Here is a 19,183-nt window from a genome sequence, read left to right on the forward strand (position 1 = left end):
TCGACAGTATCACGGACGAGGAGTTCGCCATGCTTTCCGAGGAGGCGTTGTGGCTTCACCAGCAGGTACTCGTCTCCCGTCTGACCCTGCAACCGCCGTCTCCCTGATCCGCTTCCCGAAGCCTCGCAGCCCCTGTGACTGCGGGGCTTCCCTTTTCAGTCCCCGGCACCCGAAAAGGGCTATTCTTTCAACGGATGTAAACACGCTATTCATGGCTCAAACGCAGAATTACGAAGTCTATTACGATATAAAGGTCAATGCCACGGAGGGAACCGAGCAGGTCACCGCCTTTGCCAATGCTGTCGAGAAGCTGAGCAAGGGCCGGATAAGTTTTGCACCGGTCGTGACCAACATCAACGAGATGATGCAGGCCGTGGAAAAGACCTTCCGGGGAAAGAACGGCAAGAAGAAGGATTTCAACTTCGACCTGGAAATCCGAACCGGCGAGACGGAGAAGCGGCTGGAAGGTGTCAAAAACCTGCTGACCGAAATCAAAGAACTGACGCAGGGCATCAGGCTGACCATCAATCCCGGTGAGAAAATCGATGGTCGTGCGCTCCGTAACCAGACAAACAAGCTGGTCGGCAAGAAAAAATTGGACGAGCAGCAGGCTGAGGCGAAACGGAATGCCGCTTCGGCGGTCAAGAGTGTCATGGACACCCAGCGGACGGTTACCCGTTCCATCGGCAAAATCAACTCGGCCCTCGCTCATTTAGAGAAAGGGCGTGAGGTAAACATCAAGACCGACACAGCCCGTGTACGCTTGCAGGAGATTCTCACACTCTTGGGCAATATCCGGGGCGCAGCCACTATGACGCTGCACCTGAATACGGCAGCACCCGCAAACTCCGTTCCTGCCGGTCCCGTCGTGCGCCCACCGTATGCCCCGGTCGCAGCGGCCGTGCTTTCCGACAAAGAGCAGGCGGGACTGAACAAACGCCTTTACGCGGACGAGGCCATGAACCGCCAGCGCATGCAGCAGGCCAAAGAGAAAGCGGCCTTGCAGGTGGAGACCTTCCGCCAGATGTCGGAAATCCGCGCCGCCGAGCGTGCCGCACGCTTACGTGAAAGCGAACGTGCTCGTGCCGACCGGGAGTTGCGCAAAATTGCCGAGCGTACCCGCCGTGAGGAACTCAATGCGGAGAAGCGACGCCGTCAGGCCGAGGAGACCCAGCGGCGGCGCAACGCAGCCCGTGCGGTGACCTCCATGCGTCGTCAAGCGGCTTTCGAGGATTCCGTATATGGCAGCAAACGGCGTGCGGCTATCAACCGTATCCAGTATTCCAAAGCTCCGTCGTGGCGGAACCTCCCGATGGCCGGTATGCTCAACGCTTACATGGCCTACAACTTCCTTCGCACGCAGTTCACGGAGGCCGTCGAGTATTCCAACATCATGCAGTCGGCACACTCGATTCTCCGGGTTGCCGATTCCGACCTGGCGACCTTCGAGGGGCGTTTCGACCGGATGGCCCGGTACGTGCGCCGCATCGGTGTCGAGACCAAGTTCACGGCCATCGAGGTGGCGGGTGCGGTGAAATTCCTCAGTATGGCCGGTATGGGTATCGAGACCATCAACGAATCGATCCGCCCGATTACGAACCTTGCGCTCATCGGGGACAACGACATCTCGCAAATCGCCGACCTCGCTACCAACATCCAGACGGGATATAACATCAAGAACACCAGCATGGGCTCGGTGGCCGACATCCTGGCCTCTACCGTCTCGCGTTCCAACGTGAACATCATCGAGATGGCCGAATCCTTCAAGATGGCGGCCGGTTACCTGCGTCTGTCGGGCGTCGATTTCACGGAGGCATCCGCTGCCATCGGCGTACTCGGCAACATGGGTATCAAGGGGACGATGGCCGGTACGGCTTTGCGAGCTATGGCCACCCGCTTCGCCAAGCCTACCAAAGAGGCACGGGAGGCGTTGGACCGTCTGGGTGTAAAGTTCACGCGCATGGAGGACATCTACGGCAAGCAGGTGGAGAAGCTGCGTCCGTTGGCCGACATCTTCGAGGACCTGAACAAGAAAGGGGCGACGATGGCCGACATGCAGACCATCTTCGGTAAAATCGGAGGTAACGCCGCCATGATGTTCGTCAGCAACTACGGGCAGCTTCGGACGCTTGCTTCCCAGAACCGGGCATCGCAGGGCATCTCCTCCGAGCTGGCACAGGTAAAGCAGGACACGACCAAAGGTTTGTGGTACCAGATGACTTCCCAGCTCACGGAATCCTTCATGCAAGGGTACGAACTCGTCGAGCCGGTCATCCGGAGCACACTGAAAGACTTCCTTGCGAAATTCAATTCCCGCGAGTTCGCCCGAGGTCTCGCCTCCATCGGGCAGGGTGTTATGAGCCTGCTCTCCGTGCTGGGTAACTTCGCTTCGTGGATGACCCGCAACTTTTACTGGATCGAGCCGCTCCTGTTCACCGGCTTTGTCGCCACGCGGCTGTTCAAACTCGCCGGCGCCCTGACCAATGTCGGTGTCGCGGTCGGCTTTATCGGCAAACAGGCCGCAGGCAACTCCATCGTCGAGCTGGTTTCCGGTCTGACGGGTCTGACCAGTGCCCGAGGAATCAAAGCCCTCTCTTTTGCCAACAAACGGGCCCTTGTCACGGCCTTGCAGGCAGCCGGAGTCAGCGGCAAGGGTGCGATGGGTCGTACCTTGCTGCAAGGTGGAGCCGGTTCCTTTGCCGCCCGTGCCGGATTCTCCTCGCTGTTCGCCTCCCAGGTCGCTACGGGCGGCGGTCTGGTCGGTGCCGCAGGTTCCCTAAGTGCCATCGGCACGACCGCCGTTGCCGCTACGGCCGGTATCGCCGCATTGGTGGGAGCGTTGGGCTGGGTCGCCTATAAGACATGGCAGATCAAGAAAGCCAAGGACGCCGTACTGGAAGACATTACCGCCAACGAGAAATACCGTTACCCGGTTATCGAAGACCTGTATGCCGCCTTGCACAAAACCTACCAGCAGGCCATCGACACCAAAAAGGCGGTGGACGACCTGACCTCCGGCAAGACCATCGAGGAGAGCAGCGGACATAAAATTGGAGCCTTTACCAAAAACTGGTGGTCCGGTTGGGCCGGCACTTTCGCCGTGGGTGCCTCTGACGGTATGATTACGATATTAGACGTATATGGTCCGGAGGATGCCCAACAGGACGACAGCCGGGAGGCCATCACCGCCATTGCCCGCCGTGACAGCCAGTCGCGTCTGAATGCCGCCTACGCCGAGTTCGGCAAAATGTCCGACCCGTTGGAGGTCCGCGCCTTTATCGAGAACATCGCCCTCAAATACGGGCAACAGGCGGTGACGGCAGCCGAAGCCGCAAAGAAACTCGGACTGGACAAACCTTTCTGGTTCGAGCGTGACGGCAAAGTTGCCTATACCGATGCACTCGGAGATTTGCCGGAAGTGGCTGCGGCCTATACGCCCACCTACGCCGCTTACCAGAACACCACCACCGTGAAGCATATCACCACGGCGGCGCAGGGCTATCTCGATGCCATCGAGAGCATGGCAGGAGCACGTGCCCTGATCGAGAAATCGGGATTCGATTATGGCGAGCTGACCCGTGGCGGCTTTACGCAGAACAAAGACGGGCTGTGGGTACAGAAGGCTTTGAACGCGCAGGCTACCGACAAGGAGCGTCAGGAGATGCTGGCCGGCCGGCAACGTGTGCACCATTTGTTGGTAAACCTTTCCGGCACCCTGCGCCAGGTATTCGGCGGCTCGTCAGAGGCTGCGGAAAACATCCTCCGCAAGGCGGGCTTCTCGGCTGCGCTCTACGCCAACGAGCCGGACTCGAACGACACCTCCCCGTTCAATGCCAACCGTATCACGGGTGTTTCCGGGGATGACGACGGCGGTGCGGGTGGTAACTACTCCGGTACGGGGCGGCTGTCTTCAGCGGCTCCCAAGCAGGTCATCGTCAACATCACCAACCTGATGAGCGTGGAGACCATCGACCTGCTGAAATCGCCCGAAGGCCAGACCGCCGAGATCCAGCATTTCAAGGAACAGATGGCGCAGGCGCTTATCGACGTGGTGCATGACTTCGACGCCTCGTGGAACGGTTAATTAACGAAAAGACAACGACATGAAGAACTTATTCGGCAGCAGATTACTCAATATCGGTGCCTCGACGCTTCTGAGCGGAGGCATCCTTTCGCACGGCGGACTGGGCGGCTACATCAGCGATGCCGCCCGTCGCGCCATCGGTCTGGGACTCGCGGAGTTTCAGGACGGTGCCGTGCATTACTTCTCCAAAAACAGTGACATCCTGAAACGTGCCGTCATCCAGTTCGCCTGCCAGACGGCTTACGGCATGCTCCGCTCTTATCCCCGCTATATCAAATACTGGGAACAGAAAGAGCGTGACAAATACCTCGAAACCCAGTCGCAGAGTGCCATCGTCAACAAATCGGGACAATACTACCAGCTCATCAAGGAACAGCAGACTGTCGCCGAGAAGAAGAACTACACCGACAGCATCGTGGGCCGCACGGTGGCAGACTACATCGAATTGAAAATCAGCAGTGAGGGAACCTACTACGACAAGGAAAGCGGCAAGGTGGAGCCCAACAGTAAGTACGGGCTGATCACTTTCGTCGATTTGGGTCCGCAGGTGCAGCTCTCCTCGAAAAACAACATCGTGCTGACCACGGTGCAGGGCCGCGACTATACCCGAAAAGAGTTCATTTCGGGTGGCGATCTGGAATTTACCGTAAACGGTCGAATTACCAGCAAATATCCCGACGTGTACCCGGAGGCCGAGCTGTCGAAATTCCTGAAAATCGTCCAGTACAAAGGTGTCATTGACTGCGACAACACCATCCTGCGGCAGTTGAAAATCTCGCAGCTTATCATTCTGGGTTACTCGCTCCCAACCGCCGAATACCGGAATGTGCAGCCCTATACCTTGCAATGCGTGGCGGTGGAACCATCCGAGGCGGTAGAGCTGATTTCCAAAGATGCGGAGGTGGTAGATGAAGCCATCGAACATACGAACAAATGGATCAAGTGGGTACGGTTCGGAACCGACGTTATCGACCCGACCTCCATACTAAAACTGAACAACCTATGGCTGTAGCACCGCTTGACGTACTATGCTGCCGGATTACCGTCGGCGACCCCGACCCGGGGAACCCGATGGCGATACAGAACCCTGTCACACTCACGGAGGTGCAGGAGGTCGAAATCGTCGAAACCTACAAGAAGCTCATCGGCACGGCGACCATCCGCTTTCCCAAAGGGACCGTTTTCCGTTCCACCATCATCGGAACTGCCACCCTCGAAGGCAAGGATGCCAGCCGGATAACCACCGAGGTCATGCAGGACGGCGTGGTCATCGAGAAACGTTCCAGCTACTCGGCGATGGATGCCACGACCTTCAAAATCGGGCAACGGGTGCGTATCCGCTTGGGGTATAACGGGATGTTGCGCACGATGTTCGACGGGTACATCACCGGCTACAACACCGAGAGCAGCTTCGAGCTGAAATGCGAAAATATGGCCTACAAGCTCAAGTTGAAACAGGCGCCCAAGTTCGAGACGCCGGCATCGGGCACGAGCGTGAACGACGTAATGGAAGGCAAATACAACATCCTGAAAGATACCGGGTTCAAACTGCACTCCGAGACCAAGCGGTTCGACATCCAGATCGGGAAAATCAAAATCACGGACAACTTCACCGTGGCCGACATCCTCTCGGCGTGGAGCCGCTACCGCATTTACTGTTTTCTGAAATACGACGAAAACAGTCCCGACCAGATGCCTGCCATCGCCATCGGCCGTCCGTATTCATCGGCCAAGAGCCAGCCCCGGTTTCCGGAAGACACGTCGTCCGGCCCTTTCCGCATACGCTTCGACACGCACGTGGCATCGTCGGATTTGAAAGTGCTCAAAACCGACCCGAAATTTCTTGCCGTGCAGGCCAAGGCGTTGGGCTCGGACGAGAAATTCTTTGAGGTGACGGTGCGCCTGAACCCCGACTATGACCCGAACACCCCCGGCAGTAAAGAGTTTCAGACCGTGAACGCCACGCAAATCAGCAAAAAGACGCACAAGGTCACGGGCAACACCACGGCCAGCGGCGCACAGGCCCGCACGAAAGCCGACCTCTCGACCTACACCATCGTGCCCTACATGTCGCCGAACATGAAAATCAACTCCGACAAGCTCGTCGAAGAGGCCATCGAATACTTCCGCAGCTACAACCTGAACGGCATCAGCGGTTCGGTGACGCTCTTCGGGGATTTCGGGTTATATCCGGCTTGCCAGGTGGAACTCACCGATGACCGGAACCCTGCCAAGAACGGCACTTACATCGTCGAAGAGGTTACGACCACTTTCGGAACGGGAGGCTACCGGCAGAAAATCACGATACCGCATAAAATCAAAGGAACAAAAACAACGTATGGAAACAAAGCATAATTCACAGGACAACAACCGGCGGATGATACAGGAGGCGATCCGCAAAATCGCATTGGGGCGCAGTATCGAGCGTATCGAGATGGCTCCGGGCGGTATGGGCGGTGTGGGAACCGCCCGCATGATTCACGGCTATGTCGCCAAGATACATGACGACCCCGGCGATGAAGAGTTCGCCGACTACGGCGGCACGGTGGACGTGGGTGAATACCCCGACGAAACGGCCTCGGCGGGCGGTATCATCCACAAAGGCGTGTTGCTGGCTGCCGCCCGGAACAACGAGGGCGGGTTTCTCATCGTGCCGACCCTTTTTTCGGAGGTGACCATCGTACTGGACGCTGCCACCCGCCATGCCTACATCGTCAATTACTCCCATGCCGAAACCATCCGTATGGAAGCCCATTCGGAAGTCCGTATCGGCATGACGGAAACCGAGGCTCTCGACCCCGACAGCGACTCTTCGCCCGACTACGACGAACTGGAACCGACCGGAAACGAAGCCCATACCAGCTACACGGCCGAAGGTATCACGGCAACGGTCAAGAACGACAGCGGCAAAGAGTCGTCGGTCGTGCAGAGTGCGGAAGAGATCACGCAGACTGTCGATAAATCGGAAGTCAGACAGACCGCCGACAAAATCGTGCAGAAGGTAAATTCCACGACCGTTGCCGTAGCGGATAACAAAGTGACGCTCGGCGACGAGAACGCCACCGAACCGCTTGTTTTGGGGAACGAGCTGGCGCAGCTCATGCTGGACTTCCTGACGGAGTGCAGCAAGATCATGACGCCTACGCTGATGGGAACCATGCAGCCACTGAACTTTCCCAACTTCCTCTCGCTGACCTCCAAGATTCAGAAATTCCTATCCAAAACCTCCTATACCAAATGAGCGTCACCCTTCATCCCGGCATCGGCGGTCTCGATACGCAGAGCCTGTGTTACAGTCTCTACCGCCAGTTATACCAGACCTTCTTCAACGCCCAGGAGCGCAAAAGCGAGAACAATCCTTACGGTGTGGAGGAAGGCGATGATACATCCATCCGTCTGCACAACACGGCTTACGGGTTTGCAGAGGCGATTTCGTCAGGCGTTTCCGGAGAGGGCGGCGGTACGGGTAGCTGGGCAGGCTATCTGCCCAGAAGCGGTGGCGACATGCAGGGACCGTTATGTGCCGACTACGGTTTTACCGCCGGCATCGACAACCGTCGTCTGCTGGAAACGTACCGCACCTCACAAAGTGATGACGAGGGAAACATTATCGGTTACACCTACGGCATCCGCCTGACAGGCGACGTACATGTCGGCAGCAATCAACTCTTTGTGGGTGGTATGCAACCGCTCCGTTGCGAACAGGCTACCGGTACGATTTACCTGAGCGGGAAACGGGTCGATTTCGCTGACGCCGCCCTTTCCCTGACCGGAAGTATCCTGTTGGGCGAGTCCAAAGAAAACGGAGTGCTCCTGACTTCGGACAGTCTGCTCATTCATGGACGGGAAGTCTATCACGGCGGTAACGCCAACCTTTCCACCGTGGACTGGTCGATGCACGATGCTGCCGTCGCCGGTTCTCTCGAAGTTGCGGGAGCGGCGACACTCTCCGGAAAGTTGCGTGCCTTGCAGGGCGCGGAGTTGGGCGACGGCGGGCGGATGCTCTTCTCTGTTCTCGGGGAGACCGTATCCTGTCTGAGCGACCTGACCTTTTCAGCCGGATGCGGCGTAAGAATCAGCGGAGTTACCGTGCTCAAAGGTTCCGGTGCGAGCGACATCCGGCTGGAGGGTGCCGACGGCGACCTGCTCGTAGGCGGCGACCACACGGTTAAAATCCGGTTGATGTCGAACCTCACGGACATCGACGGCGAACATGTCCTGCTTTCCCCATACGGAGCGGCGTACTTTCCCGACTCCATCCGGGTACGGCACAACTACGGCGGGGACCTGCTCTCCTCGTACCGCACCGACAGTGAGGACGAAGGCATCGTCATCCATAAGCGCCTGCGTTTCGGGAGCACGGGCGGCTGTTATCTGACCGGAGAGGACGACATGCTGGCTTTCGTTTCCCGCAGCGACCACACCCAGACTCCCGGCGGTCAATACGAACAGGTTGCGACACTATTGTTCCATGCCCCCTCCACCAGCCGTTACGCTCCGTTAAACCGAACTTCAAACTCCCTGCGCATCGGCACATTCGGGGACTTTATCGTCGCCCTGAATCCCGTCGAGGTCACGGGACACATCGGTATCGACGGGAGCTTCACCCGTCTTACAGCAGAGGGACTATTCTTTACCGACAACATTTGTCTCAGACAAGTCAAGGACGGCATCCGTCACGGTGGTAACGCCTACTTCGACGGCAGTCTCTCCTCGGAGCGATTCACCTCCGGCATGGCCGGTACCGGTTGGGCGATCCTGCGCAGCCGAACGACGGGAAGCATCTCAGCGACCTTCGACGAACTGACCGTCCGGAAACGGATGCGGCTTTACGAATTGGAAGTGCAGCGTTCCTCGGCGACCAACGGAGCCTTGTGGGTTACCGATACCTGTTCGGGGGACAGTGTCGAGAAACTGTAAATCCGACTTATGGCCCTATACGAATATTCCCGATTCAAGATACGCATCGACCCCGGTTCCAAGAAACGGCAGGGGTTGCACACCGGAGACGTCGTGCGCCGCCAGTACGTGGACGGCGCACAGACCTTTTACAGTCTGATGGTCGTACTGGCCACCGGTGAAGACTCCGTGCTGTTGCCTGATGGGAAGGAGGCGTCGTCGCCGTATTTCATCGGTGCGCTCATCGAGGGCGATGAGCCTCGTGACGGGGAGCTGCTGGATTTCGTCCGCCTCACGAGCCTGACCGATGAACGGCGCAGCGGTGCCATGTACCTGACCGCCTCGGATGAAGAAGCTCCGTACATGGATGTCATCGACGGTATGGGGACGGAACGTTCCTTGTACCGCCCCGCATCGCTTGCCGCATTCGGTTGCAGTGACAATGCGACATGGAGCTACCATTATCTTCCCTCGGGAGGTCCGGCCAGCCGGATTATCCGAATCACCCGTTCTGCCGATCAGACGGCAGCTTCAGGCGGATTGCTGCTTCCGTTTCCCCGATCCGTTTCCCATCCCCAGCGTTTGGTCATTTCCTTCCGTATCCGTGCATCCAAAGCGTTGTCCGCCGTGCCGCTACGCTTCGGGTATGCCGACGGCACGGAGACGGACGGACAGGACACCGTGGACGTTACGACCGAGTGGCAATACCGATTGAGCCTGATTACGGTGGACTTTCCTGCGGAATATGCCCGCATACTGGCTTTCGACCTTTCCGGACATCTTAATCCGGGCGACTGGTGCGAGGTCGGCGACCTCAATGTTTGCCTGTCAGAACACCTTTCCTCCTTTGCCGAAGCCGCCAAAATCCGTATTGGACGTATCACGGGAATCGCCGACCCGCTGTTCGGCATGCTGCAAGGCTACGGGGCTTACTTCCAGCGTCTCTACGCCACGCGGGACGTCCATGTAGCCGGTACGCTGACCGCCGGTGACGAGGGCGGTTTCGGCAGCACCTTCTACGCCGGACGCATTCACAAGAACTGCATCCTCGATTCGCTGAACGGTAATTTCACCACGACGGTCGTTCGCCTTTCGTCCCACTCTCCGAGCGGTATCGGGAAAAATATCCTGCTTCCCGTTAGCGGCGGGACCTTGCTTTGCCAGAAAGAAGCATGGGCCGAGAAACACGCGGGCGAGCGTTACTGTCTCTCGTTCTGGTGTTATTGCCCGTCCAAACAAGAGATATCGTTCGATATTCTTCACGGGGGAAAGGTGCTTGCCAGCCTTATAATGCCTCAATCCTGGCAACGGGTACATGTGGCCTTCGACATAGAACCTGTTTCCGGCAACGACCTTTGCATCGATTTCCGCACCGAGAACCGGGTGGTCTGGTTTTTCAGTTCCCCACAACTCGAAAAAGGAAACGTGCCGACCTTGTACCAACCCACGGACGACACCCTGAACGAGACCGACGAATACGGGGCATGGTTCTGCCGGGGCGGCGTGGGCGGCACAATCCAGCACCCTCTGCTGCGGTTGGAGCCGGACGGTTCCATTCGTGCAGGCAACGATTCGTTCGTCATCAACCCCGACGGCAGCGGATACTTCTCCGGCGGCCGTTTCCGCTGGAACAAAGACACCATCATCTTGCAGGATGTCACCATCCGCTGGGAGGATTTGGACGAAGAGATGCAGGAACAGATGAGACCCCGTTTCGTCACCGTCGAGGGCAGTACGGTGTTTCACTATCCCGATGCCGTTTCCGGTAATCTCTGTGACCCGGCAGAAATCCTCCTGACCGGCACGGCGCAGAACCTGACAGCGGATTCCTGCCGTTGGGAATACCTTGCCGCAGACGGCGGGTGGAAAGACACCGGAGGGACCTCATCCGTTTACACGCTCACGCCGGACTTTTCCGGCTGGGAAGGGCGGAACGTGCTGACACTCCGCTTCGTCGTCCGCTCCTCCGGCGCGTCGTACCACGCCACCCATACCGTCTCCAAACAATACGACGGCAGTGACAGCTATTCTTTGCATGTGGAGTCCGATTCGGGTACCGTTTTCCGCAACCACATGGTCGAAACGACACTTCGTGCCCGTCTTTACAAAGCGGGAACAGAAATCACTGACCGGATTCCTGATGAACATTTTCTCTGGAACCGTATCAGCGACGATACCGACAGCGATGCCCTCTGGAATGCGGAAGAACATCGGGGACGCACGCTGCGGATTACCGGTGAGGATGTGTGGCGCAAGGCGGTATTCAACTGTGAAGTGCTCATGTAGGCAATATGAGATAACCCATCTCGTCTATAAACTCATTGCCCACACATACGGCTATTCTTATACAAACAAAACGTATGAGCAGCCGACAACTTATCGCCCGTGGGCAAACCACGCTTTACATACAGAAGGATTCCTACACGATCAGCCAATCGCTCGGGGAATACGTCTTCCCCGCAGACCATTCGGGGAAGCTACTTTCTGCCGTTACTCTGACCTCGACCATCAAGGTTACCTTGGGCGATTCGGAATACAAGGACTTTACCATCGGAGCAATTGTTAAACCAACCGGGTTCTCATCTATTTCGGTGGATAATAGCCGAAAAACAGTGACCTATACGCTTGCTACCGGAACGGCAACCCTTGCCGACCACGGTTCATTGGATATTCCCGTTACCATTGTGGGGACGGTTTACCGCCTGTCGTTCGTATGGTCGAAAGCAAAAGCCGGAGCACCGGGCACAGCGGGTGCCGATGCCAACCTGTTGGACTGGGTGCGGGAATGGAATACCGGTAAAACGCTCATCGACAGCCATACCGTCATCACGCCGAAACTCTTTGCCGGTGTGAAGAACCATGACGGAACCATTACGGGGACCGCCATCGGCCGTTTTGCCCTCAGTACGAAAACAGCGTCGGGCAGTATTGCTACCGAGACCATTGATGGCATCTGCGGGTTCAAGAACGGATACAAAACTTTTGTTCTGGATAATGGCGGCAATGTCCAGCTCGGTTACGGCGACCAGTTTGTCCGCTACGATGCCACAACCGGTAAAATCACGTTCGGTGCAGGAGTCAGTTTGAACTGGACCAATGCCATCCAGCAAGCCAAGACTGAAACGCTTAACGCTGCTGCCGCTACTGCCCAGAATAAAGCGGATGCCGCATTGGGCAGTGCCAAGAGCTATGCTGACACCAAGAAAAGCGAAGCCATCAACAGTGCTGCCGCTACCGCACAAAGTAAGGCCGATGCGGCTTTGAATTCGGCTAAAAGTTACGCTGACACGAAAAAAAGCGAAGCCATCACGCAGGCAGGCAAAGATGCGGACAGTAAAATCTCTGCATTGACCACTACGCTGAACGCCTCCATTGCCGATGCCAAGAAAGCCGGTACGGATGCCCGTGCCGTGGCGGATGCCATCACTTCGAAAGCCAATACGGAAGGCTGGTCGAACAAGCTGACCTACATCGATGCAAACGGTATATTCACGGGGAAACTGTCCGCCAATACCGTCAGTGCCATCAACATCAACGCCTCGCAGATTACGGCAGGCACCATCGCTACCGCCCGTCTGAATGCTGCGGAGATCCGCTCAAACATCATCAATGCGGCCTACATCAACGGTCTGACATGCGCTTTCGTTCGGGGAACCATCGGCGGCTGGACTATCGGTGCGACCACGTTATCCAACAGCCACATCCTGTTGGACAGCGGCAACAAACGGATGGTCGTTTATGGAGCCAGTTCGGGAGCAACGAGCGGCAAGCGGGTACAACTCTATTACAACTCCGATACTGATTTCGGATTTTTCGCCACGGATGCCGCCGGCACTTGTCTTGCCCGTTTCGGCTCGGCCAACCAGATTGCCGGGTGGAACATCGATGCGAGCCGTTTCTACAAGAACAACATCGCATTGGGTGCGGACGGCTCCATCACGAACGGCAGCAAATGGAAGCTGAACAACGACGGTTCCGGCAGTATCGCTTCGGGGAACATCTCATGGAATGCAGCCGGTGCGGTGACTTTTTCGGCAGCGGTGTCGTTGAACTGGACCAATGCGGCCAATTCGGCATTGGCGTCCGCCAAAACGTATGCTGATACCAAGAAAACGGAAGCCGTCAATGCAGCGGCGGCAGACGCCACCAGCAAGTCCGATGCCGCCAAAGAACTGGCACGGGCGATGGCATTCGGTAAAATGCTCTACCGTGATCCGACTTTCCGTAACGGCAATAATAGCGTCAATGTCTATAACAATGCAGGTAACGGTACGGTGACCGTAACCCGAACCGGCGCATCGGCTCCCAATGACAGCGGTTATGTATTGGAGATTAAAACTACTGGAAGCGCCTCTCCCGGATTCGGAGGCTTCACGTTCTATACCCAAACCGGATATAAAAAGATATTCATTGTCCGTATCATAGCCAAGATTCCGGCCGGACGGCAAATCGCCTGGGCGACAAATAACATCGGAACGGGTGGCTCCAGTAAATGGCTGACTCCGACTGCCGGTACGGGAGACTGGTGCGAGTATATCTATAAAGTAGTCTGCGGCACTGCATCCTTTTCCTCGACCAACTTTTTTTATCTGACAGGTGGTGCGGCCGCTACAGCCGAAGCACCGGTTACATGGCAGGTGGCATACGCAACCGTATTCGATGTCACTTCATCGGAACGGTACACCACAACCATCGATGCCAACGGTATCTATACCGGCACGCTGACTGCGGCGCAGGTAAATGCCGTCGCCATTGACGCAGGCAGTATCCGGACGGGGACGCTCAGTGCCGACCGCATTGCGGCGGGGAGCATCAACTCTTCCAAGCTCGATGCAGCCAGCATCAAAGCCAACATCATCAACACGGACTATATCAACGGTCTGACCTGTACATTCGTGCGGGGCAAGATTGGCGGCTGGACCATCGGGGCGGACAACATCACGGCCGGCAGTGTGGGTGCTGTCGGTGCCATGCCGATTCAGATTCGCTCGGCGGCCAGTGGCTCGGGCTATTGGTACAGCGGTGCCTATAAACCCTTGGGCATCGTAATGACATGGCGTCAGAGCAGCAATGCCGGGCATGTGGTCTTCGGACAGATCGCCGCTTCGGGCAGTACGGTCAAGACGGGCTTTCTCGGCATCCAGATGATGACCTGGGACAACGTGGAATACTTCTGTCTGTCGGCCAACTACACAAAATCGGGAGCCAAGGAGATTTATAACCGCATTGCCGGCTGGGCTTTCGACAACAGCCGCATCTGGAAAAACAACGTCTCGTTGGGCGCCGACGGCTCCATCACCAACGGTACGCGGTGGAAACTCAACAACGACGGTTCCGCCTCGTTCGGCTCCGGACGCAGCCTTTTCAACACGGATGGCTCGGGACAGGTGGCCAACGGCAAATTCAAGTGGGATGCCGCCGGCAACATCATCGCCCAAGGAGGTAAATTCAAGGACGTGACCATACAGGGGACCATCCGCAGTGCCTTCGTCCAGAACGACCCTTCCATCTGGATTGTCGTAGGCGGCGGCACGACCAGTGATGTACAGACCGACCCCGTGCATTACGACAACGTGGTGTGTACGCAATCCGGAGGCTGGAACGAAAACATCAACCTGCAATGGACACTGGAAAACTCCGGCCGCCGGATTTGTCTGGTCAATTATAAATGGGGCTCGACCGTCTCCACGGGAGTGATGAGCATCACGGCTCCGAGCGGGAAATATTTCTACGAAGATGGCATCTCGAAAACGACGCTCAAATTTTCCCGAGAGGTCATCGAGATGATCGGTTACGGGGACGACAAGACCTTTTTCGGATGGATTATACTCAACCGCCGGGACCTGATGACAACCAGCCGATACGGAAAGTTTCAGCAAATTCTTGTTACAGGCATTGTTACCGGAACAACTTCCAGCGCATCTATCCGCTATTTCTGTTTCGACGGTTCAAAATCCGTATCCGTCAGCCGATTGGGAAAAGGCATGTACCGCGTCTATCTTCCCTCTTCGTGGGGATTGTCGAGCCGTTACCTCGTCATGGCTACCGGAATCTATTCCACGGCGGAAAACACCCCGATTTACCCGACAGTAAAAGCGATCTATTCCTACTATTTCGACATCTACACGCAGGACGATGCTTCCCGGAATGACGGCTCGTTCAATTTTCAGGTAATCAGTACGGCGGACTGGGATTTGTGATCTTTTTTGGAGCATTGTCACCTGTTCCGTTCCTTAATATGCTATTCTTTCATAAAACCTGCTATATGAACATCATCCGTATCACGACGACAAAGACGGCGCAGGAACGCACGGACCGCGCCTTCTACAATCTGGACTTCACCATCACCGACAACGCATTGGAGCGGGTGGTGGCGACTGTTTACACCCCGGAAAGCCGCCCCGACAGCGACACGCCTCCGGTCTTTATCGGCACCGTTACTTACGAAAACGGACAAATCTTCTGTTCTCTGCCCAAAGAAGTGTCCATTGCCGGCATGATGGCCGACTTCGAGAACTTTATGGCTCTGATCCAGTCCGCCGTTACCGCCGAGACAGCAACCGAATAACACGAAAACCAATTATCAGCAATATGGAATTAAACATCAAGGACCGGCTCTACATTCCGGTTATCCTGCCCAAAGACGGCACATTCAAGGAGTTCAACACCAAGAAAGAGATTCTCCGCAAAATCGAAATCTCCGCCAAGGAGCGCGAAGCGGTCGGTCTGCACGAGAATGAGGAGAACGGTCGCATCGAGTGGGACATCGAGAAAGACACGCCGCAGTCCATCGCTTTCACTGCCGACGAACTGGCCTACCTGAAACAGGCGTGCGAGAAAATCTCGGACGAGAAGCTGCCGGACGACATGTGGATGGTCGTGGAGAAAATTTATGACGGGAAATAGTATGAATTTGCAGCACAAATTTCCGTATTAACATTAGTCTGGCATTGCCAGACTAATGTTTTATAGAACTAAATAAAATATCGATAATCGTATGTTGCTCCATTATATTGATGCAGTAAATTACCTACTTGTGCCAATGTATTAGAAGTGTCAATTGTTGCTGGCAATTTCGTATATAAATTGAATGAGTTCCAGTTCATCTTCGTAAATCCAATAATTTCAGAAGCAATAGTAGATAGATCTCCTTTACCATAATACTTAGTTATTTTTAGAGGAGCTGGAATACACCTGCCACCGGGATAGTAGCGCCGTCCACCCCGAATTGATGGAACAACACCATGTGTCCATAGTAAAGCATTTCTTGATGACAGTTTTATGCAAGTTCCACGCGATACCGGATATGAATCGTCAGAAATATTGTTGTTATAAACTCTTTGTGCTATAAATTTAGCATTGTATTCATAATTGATGGTTATCAAGTCGATGTCTTTAATTCCCGCTTGACTTAGCGCATGAGTAATGCCTTCAATTTCTTCATTTCTAAATGGTGTTCGTTTGTGAATGACAACCCTGCGAGGTAATTTATCCATAGATTTAACGAACAATTCTCGTATGGTAATTCCAAATTTGAATGCTTCCTCATAAGTTAAGTAAGGATTCTTTTTCCCATCAAATTGAGGTTGCTCAACTTTTGATAATTTGTATCTTAACCCTTGACCTTTAGCGTTGTATATGTGGCTACAACCCAAAACGATGTCCACTTTTCCTTTACTATTCGTTTTGACGCTATAACCAATGCCTGCATACGCCGTATCTGAATCAAGACTGGCTAATGCCCAAGGGATACGCATTGCCTTAACAAATAAAGCTAACGACAACCACCAACAGATTTCGCACACCATTGGATCACTCAGAGTCTTTTCTTCTATAATTTGAGTTGTAAAACTGTGCTGAGCTGCATAAGCCTTTATATAATTGTGTAAATCAAACGATTCGCTGTTATGCTTGAATTGTTTGTGAATACTCCAAGATGTAGGTATGTAAATTACAACCACAATTCCCGGATATTTATCTGCTAAACTACCGGCTTGGTGACATATTGATTGTGCAAGGCTTATCGTATCTCTCGGCGTATCTTCTGTTTTTATCCACTTATCTGTATTGCGGTCAGGAATCTCCAGTAATGTTTTATATATACTGTGAAATCCTGTATATGGCTGAATGTAATCCGAATTATCGTTTGCCTGTACGGTTGTGTTTAAGCGTTGTAAAAAAGAGTTGAATCTATCCGTGTGAGCATGAGGGCAGATCACACCCAGTCTTACATTTTGAGGCAAAACATCTTTTTGCCAAGAATCATAAGGCTTATGATTAGATAATCCTCTCATAGGATTTGAATCTAAAAAAGGTCTGTCTGCAAATGTATTTACGAATTCTAATTCAGGTTCTTTGAGTTGAAGTCCCCGGTAAATCGTTCTTCTATTATCATACGATCTTGAAAAATATCCTCGTTCGTTGTTGTCCTGATATTGTATTTCGGAAAATCCGCTATTGTTGCTTATTTGGAATTTAAATCCACTGCCAGAATTTTGAGGGAACTCAAAAATAAGGCGTGCATTGCCAAATACAATATTCTCCCATTGGATAAGTTTATTGCTATATGCCTGGTTCCACATTTTATCCAGATATATCCGTGCATACTCCTGCTTTTTCTCTTTTGAAACCGTGCGTGGGTTTTCTATATATATTGTTGGTCGCAAGGAAAGCAGGGCGTATTTTTGTTGTGGCACAAAAATAAGTGAGCATTCTATTGCTTCATGAATCAATATGCCATTATCGTTCCTGAAAATATCAGGTCGCCAAAGTGTATTATGCCTAACATCAACGTTGAGACCCCGAATTGTCGATATACTTTGTAGTATTACTCTTAAAAACAGTTCCCTATAACTGCTTTTTTGCTCTATATCGTCTATTGAAACAGGAATCCGTTCAATATCACTTTTGAGTCGGGATCCGAATACATTGTTAATGGCAGAACCGGTAGATAAAGCATATACCTTTTGCTTGTATGGAACAGCTATAATACTTTGGTCTTTAGTTAGCTCCCTTAAAAGAGCCCAAGGTCTTTCATCTTCTTTATATTCAATCTCAAATTGAAATAGTTCCTTAGGAAAGATTATGGGATACAAATTACTTTTCAAGTATTTGTCCGTCTTCGTGATATGAATAGAAAATGGAGATGTATTGTCGTCTTCAGGGACGCTCTCCAATATAGACATAATTTCTTTTTGTTTTTCTACGTCTGAATGGAAACTATTCATAACCAGCGAAAGCATCGTTTTATCAAAACCGTCAGTATCAATATAAAACGCTTCCCGCTTTGCATTTTTTGCAGCTTTTAATAGGGTTTCCACTTCTGGTGGTATATCAGAACCATAACCACACCAATATATGCGTCCAGAACCTCTTTCTGAAAATGCTTCCGTTAATGCCGACATTAGCGATTTATCACGACCGCTATAACCGATTACTATGAGATTCTTATCGCTAAAATATCGTTTCAATGCTGCCACAAAAGTCGGGTGTTGATTATCCAACTCTTTGGAAGTATTTTTTAACGATGTGTATTTATAGTCCCCATGTAAAGCTATATATAGTAATTCATTGTTACTTTCAGTCCGATATATTCGATCAGTACAATCCAGGTTTATACAGATAGGCGTTATGTTGGCTTGTTGAGCCGCACGTTCAACCAAGCCATCGAAATTAGTTGACCATACAGATTTGACAATGCCGTATTTGTTCAGAAGACATAAAAGTTTATACCCAATATAGGGTTGCTTTCCTTGAGCTAAATGCTCAAAATATTTTACTCTATCCCCCTCAATGGGCAATGCTTTTTCCGCATAAAAGGAATATTCATGAGCATCCCCAACAGGTGGATATTTACCTTGATTATCAAGCCATTTCTGAATGATGTTTTTACATGTATCTGATTTAGGATCGATAAATGAAGGAGTTGAAGACTGGGAAGAACAATAAATAAGTTTCTTCCAATCCCATATACAATCGTTAGCAGAAGGCATTCCTGAAGTAATAGATGCACCAGCACCTAATAGAAATGCAAAAGATGTATCTCGGTTCTGGACAAACGAACGAATAAAAGCATCAAAATCCAAATATAAATTGTGCTGGTCCATATTTTACTGAATCTTTATCTCAACTTACAGCATCCTTTCTATAAAAACATAAATGCTGTTGCAAATTTAACAATTTGACTTAATGCGAACAAAT

The 19,183-nt window shown here is 53.1% G+C and carries 11 protein-coding genes; 9 read left to right on the top strand and 2 right to left on the bottom strand.

Annotation, left to right across the window (positions count from 1 at the left end):
* Positions 1–9 precede the first annotated feature (9 nt).
* Positions 10–213 carry a hypothetical protein gene (locus ACK8P8_RS01785; protein ID WP_410025456.1) on the bottom strand — a complete coding sequence of 68 codons (204 nt, stop codon included), beginning with the start codon at positions 211–213 and terminating at the stop codon, positions 10–12.
* Between ACK8P8_RS01785 and ACK8P8_RS01790 the strand changes: the two genes are divergently transcribed.
* The 9 genes from ACK8P8_RS01790 to ACK8P8_RS01830 all read left to right on the top strand — a co-directional run bounded on the left by ACK8P8_RS01790 (position 212) and on the right by ACK8P8_RS01830 (position 15,889).
* Complete coding sequence (locus ACK8P8_RS01790; RefSeq protein WP_410025457.1) at positions 212–4,084, top strand: phage tail tape measure protein; 3,873 nt, start codon at positions 212–214, stop codon at positions 4,082–4,084. The two genes, ACK8P8_RS01785 and ACK8P8_RS01790, sit on opposite strands and share 2 nt — an antisense overlap.
* Before the next feature lie 19 nt (positions 4,085–4,103).
* A complete protein-coding gene (locus ACK8P8_RS01795; RefSeq protein ID WP_410025458.1) occupies positions 4,104–5,096 on the top strand; it encodes a DUF6046 domain-containing protein in 993 nt (330 codons plus the stop codon).
* On the top strand, positions 5,087–6,439 hold the full coding sequence (locus tag ACK8P8_RS01800) for a hypothetical protein (protein WP_410025459.1): 1,353 nt from the start codon (positions 5,087–5,089) through the stop codon (positions 6,437–6,439). Before ACK8P8_RS01795 ends, ACK8P8_RS01800 begins: the two co-directional genes overlap by 10 nt.
* A complete protein-coding gene (locus ACK8P8_RS01805) occupies positions 6,423–7,325 on the top strand; it encodes a hypothetical protein (RefSeq protein WP_410025460.1) in 903 nt (300 codons plus the stop codon). The genes ACK8P8_RS01800 and ACK8P8_RS01805 overlap by 17 nt, the downstream gene beginning before the upstream one ends.
* A complete protein-coding gene (locus ACK8P8_RS01810; protein WP_410025461.1) occupies positions 7,322–9,004 on the top strand; it encodes a hypothetical protein in 1,683 nt (560 codons plus the stop codon). Before ACK8P8_RS01805 ends, ACK8P8_RS01810 begins: the two co-directional genes overlap by 4 nt.
* A 9-nt stretch (positions 9,005–9,013) precedes the next feature.
* The gene (locus ACK8P8_RS01815; protein ID WP_410025462.1) at positions 9,014–11,269 is read left to right on the top strand and encodes a hypothetical protein; all 2,256 of its coding nucleotides are present in this window, start codon (positions 9,014–9,016) and stop codon (positions 11,267–11,269) included.
* Positions 11,270–11,343: 74 nt separating this feature from the next.
* The gene (locus tag ACK8P8_RS01820) at positions 11,344–15,183 is read left to right on the top strand and encodes a cell envelope integrity TolA family protein (protein ID WP_410025463.1); all 3,840 of its coding nucleotides are present in this window, start codon (positions 11,344–11,346) and stop codon (positions 15,181–15,183) included.
* 65 nt (positions 15,184–15,248) lie between these two features.
* Positions 15,249–15,551, top strand: a complete 303-nt coding sequence (locus tag ACK8P8_RS01825; protein ID WP_099290243.1) for a hypothetical protein — start codon at positions 15,249–15,251, stop codon at positions 15,549–15,551.
* A gap of 23 nt (positions 15,552–15,574) precedes the next feature.
* Positions 15,575–15,889, top strand: a complete 315-nt coding sequence (locus tag ACK8P8_RS01830) for an RNA-binding protein (protein ID WP_099290242.1) — start codon at positions 15,575–15,577, stop codon at positions 15,887–15,889.
* A 68-nt stretch (positions 15,890–15,957) separates the two neighbouring features.
* Here ACK8P8_RS01830 and ACK8P8_RS01835 read toward each other — a convergent pair whose 3' ends face one another.
* Positions 15,958–19,089 carry an SIR2 family protein gene (locus ACK8P8_RS01835; RefSeq protein ID WP_410025464.1) on the bottom strand — a complete coding sequence of 1,044 codons (3,132 nt, stop codon included), beginning with the start codon at positions 19,087–19,089 and terminating at the stop codon, positions 15,958–15,960.
* Between the last annotated feature and the right edge of the window lie 94 nt (positions 19,090–19,183).

Origin of the sequence: Butyricimonas muris, assembly GCF_046365375.1 — a bacterium.
In the GTDB taxonomy this organism is placed as follows: Bacteria; Bacteroidota; Bacteroidia; order Bacteroidales; family Marinifilaceae; genus Butyricimonas; species Butyricimonas muris.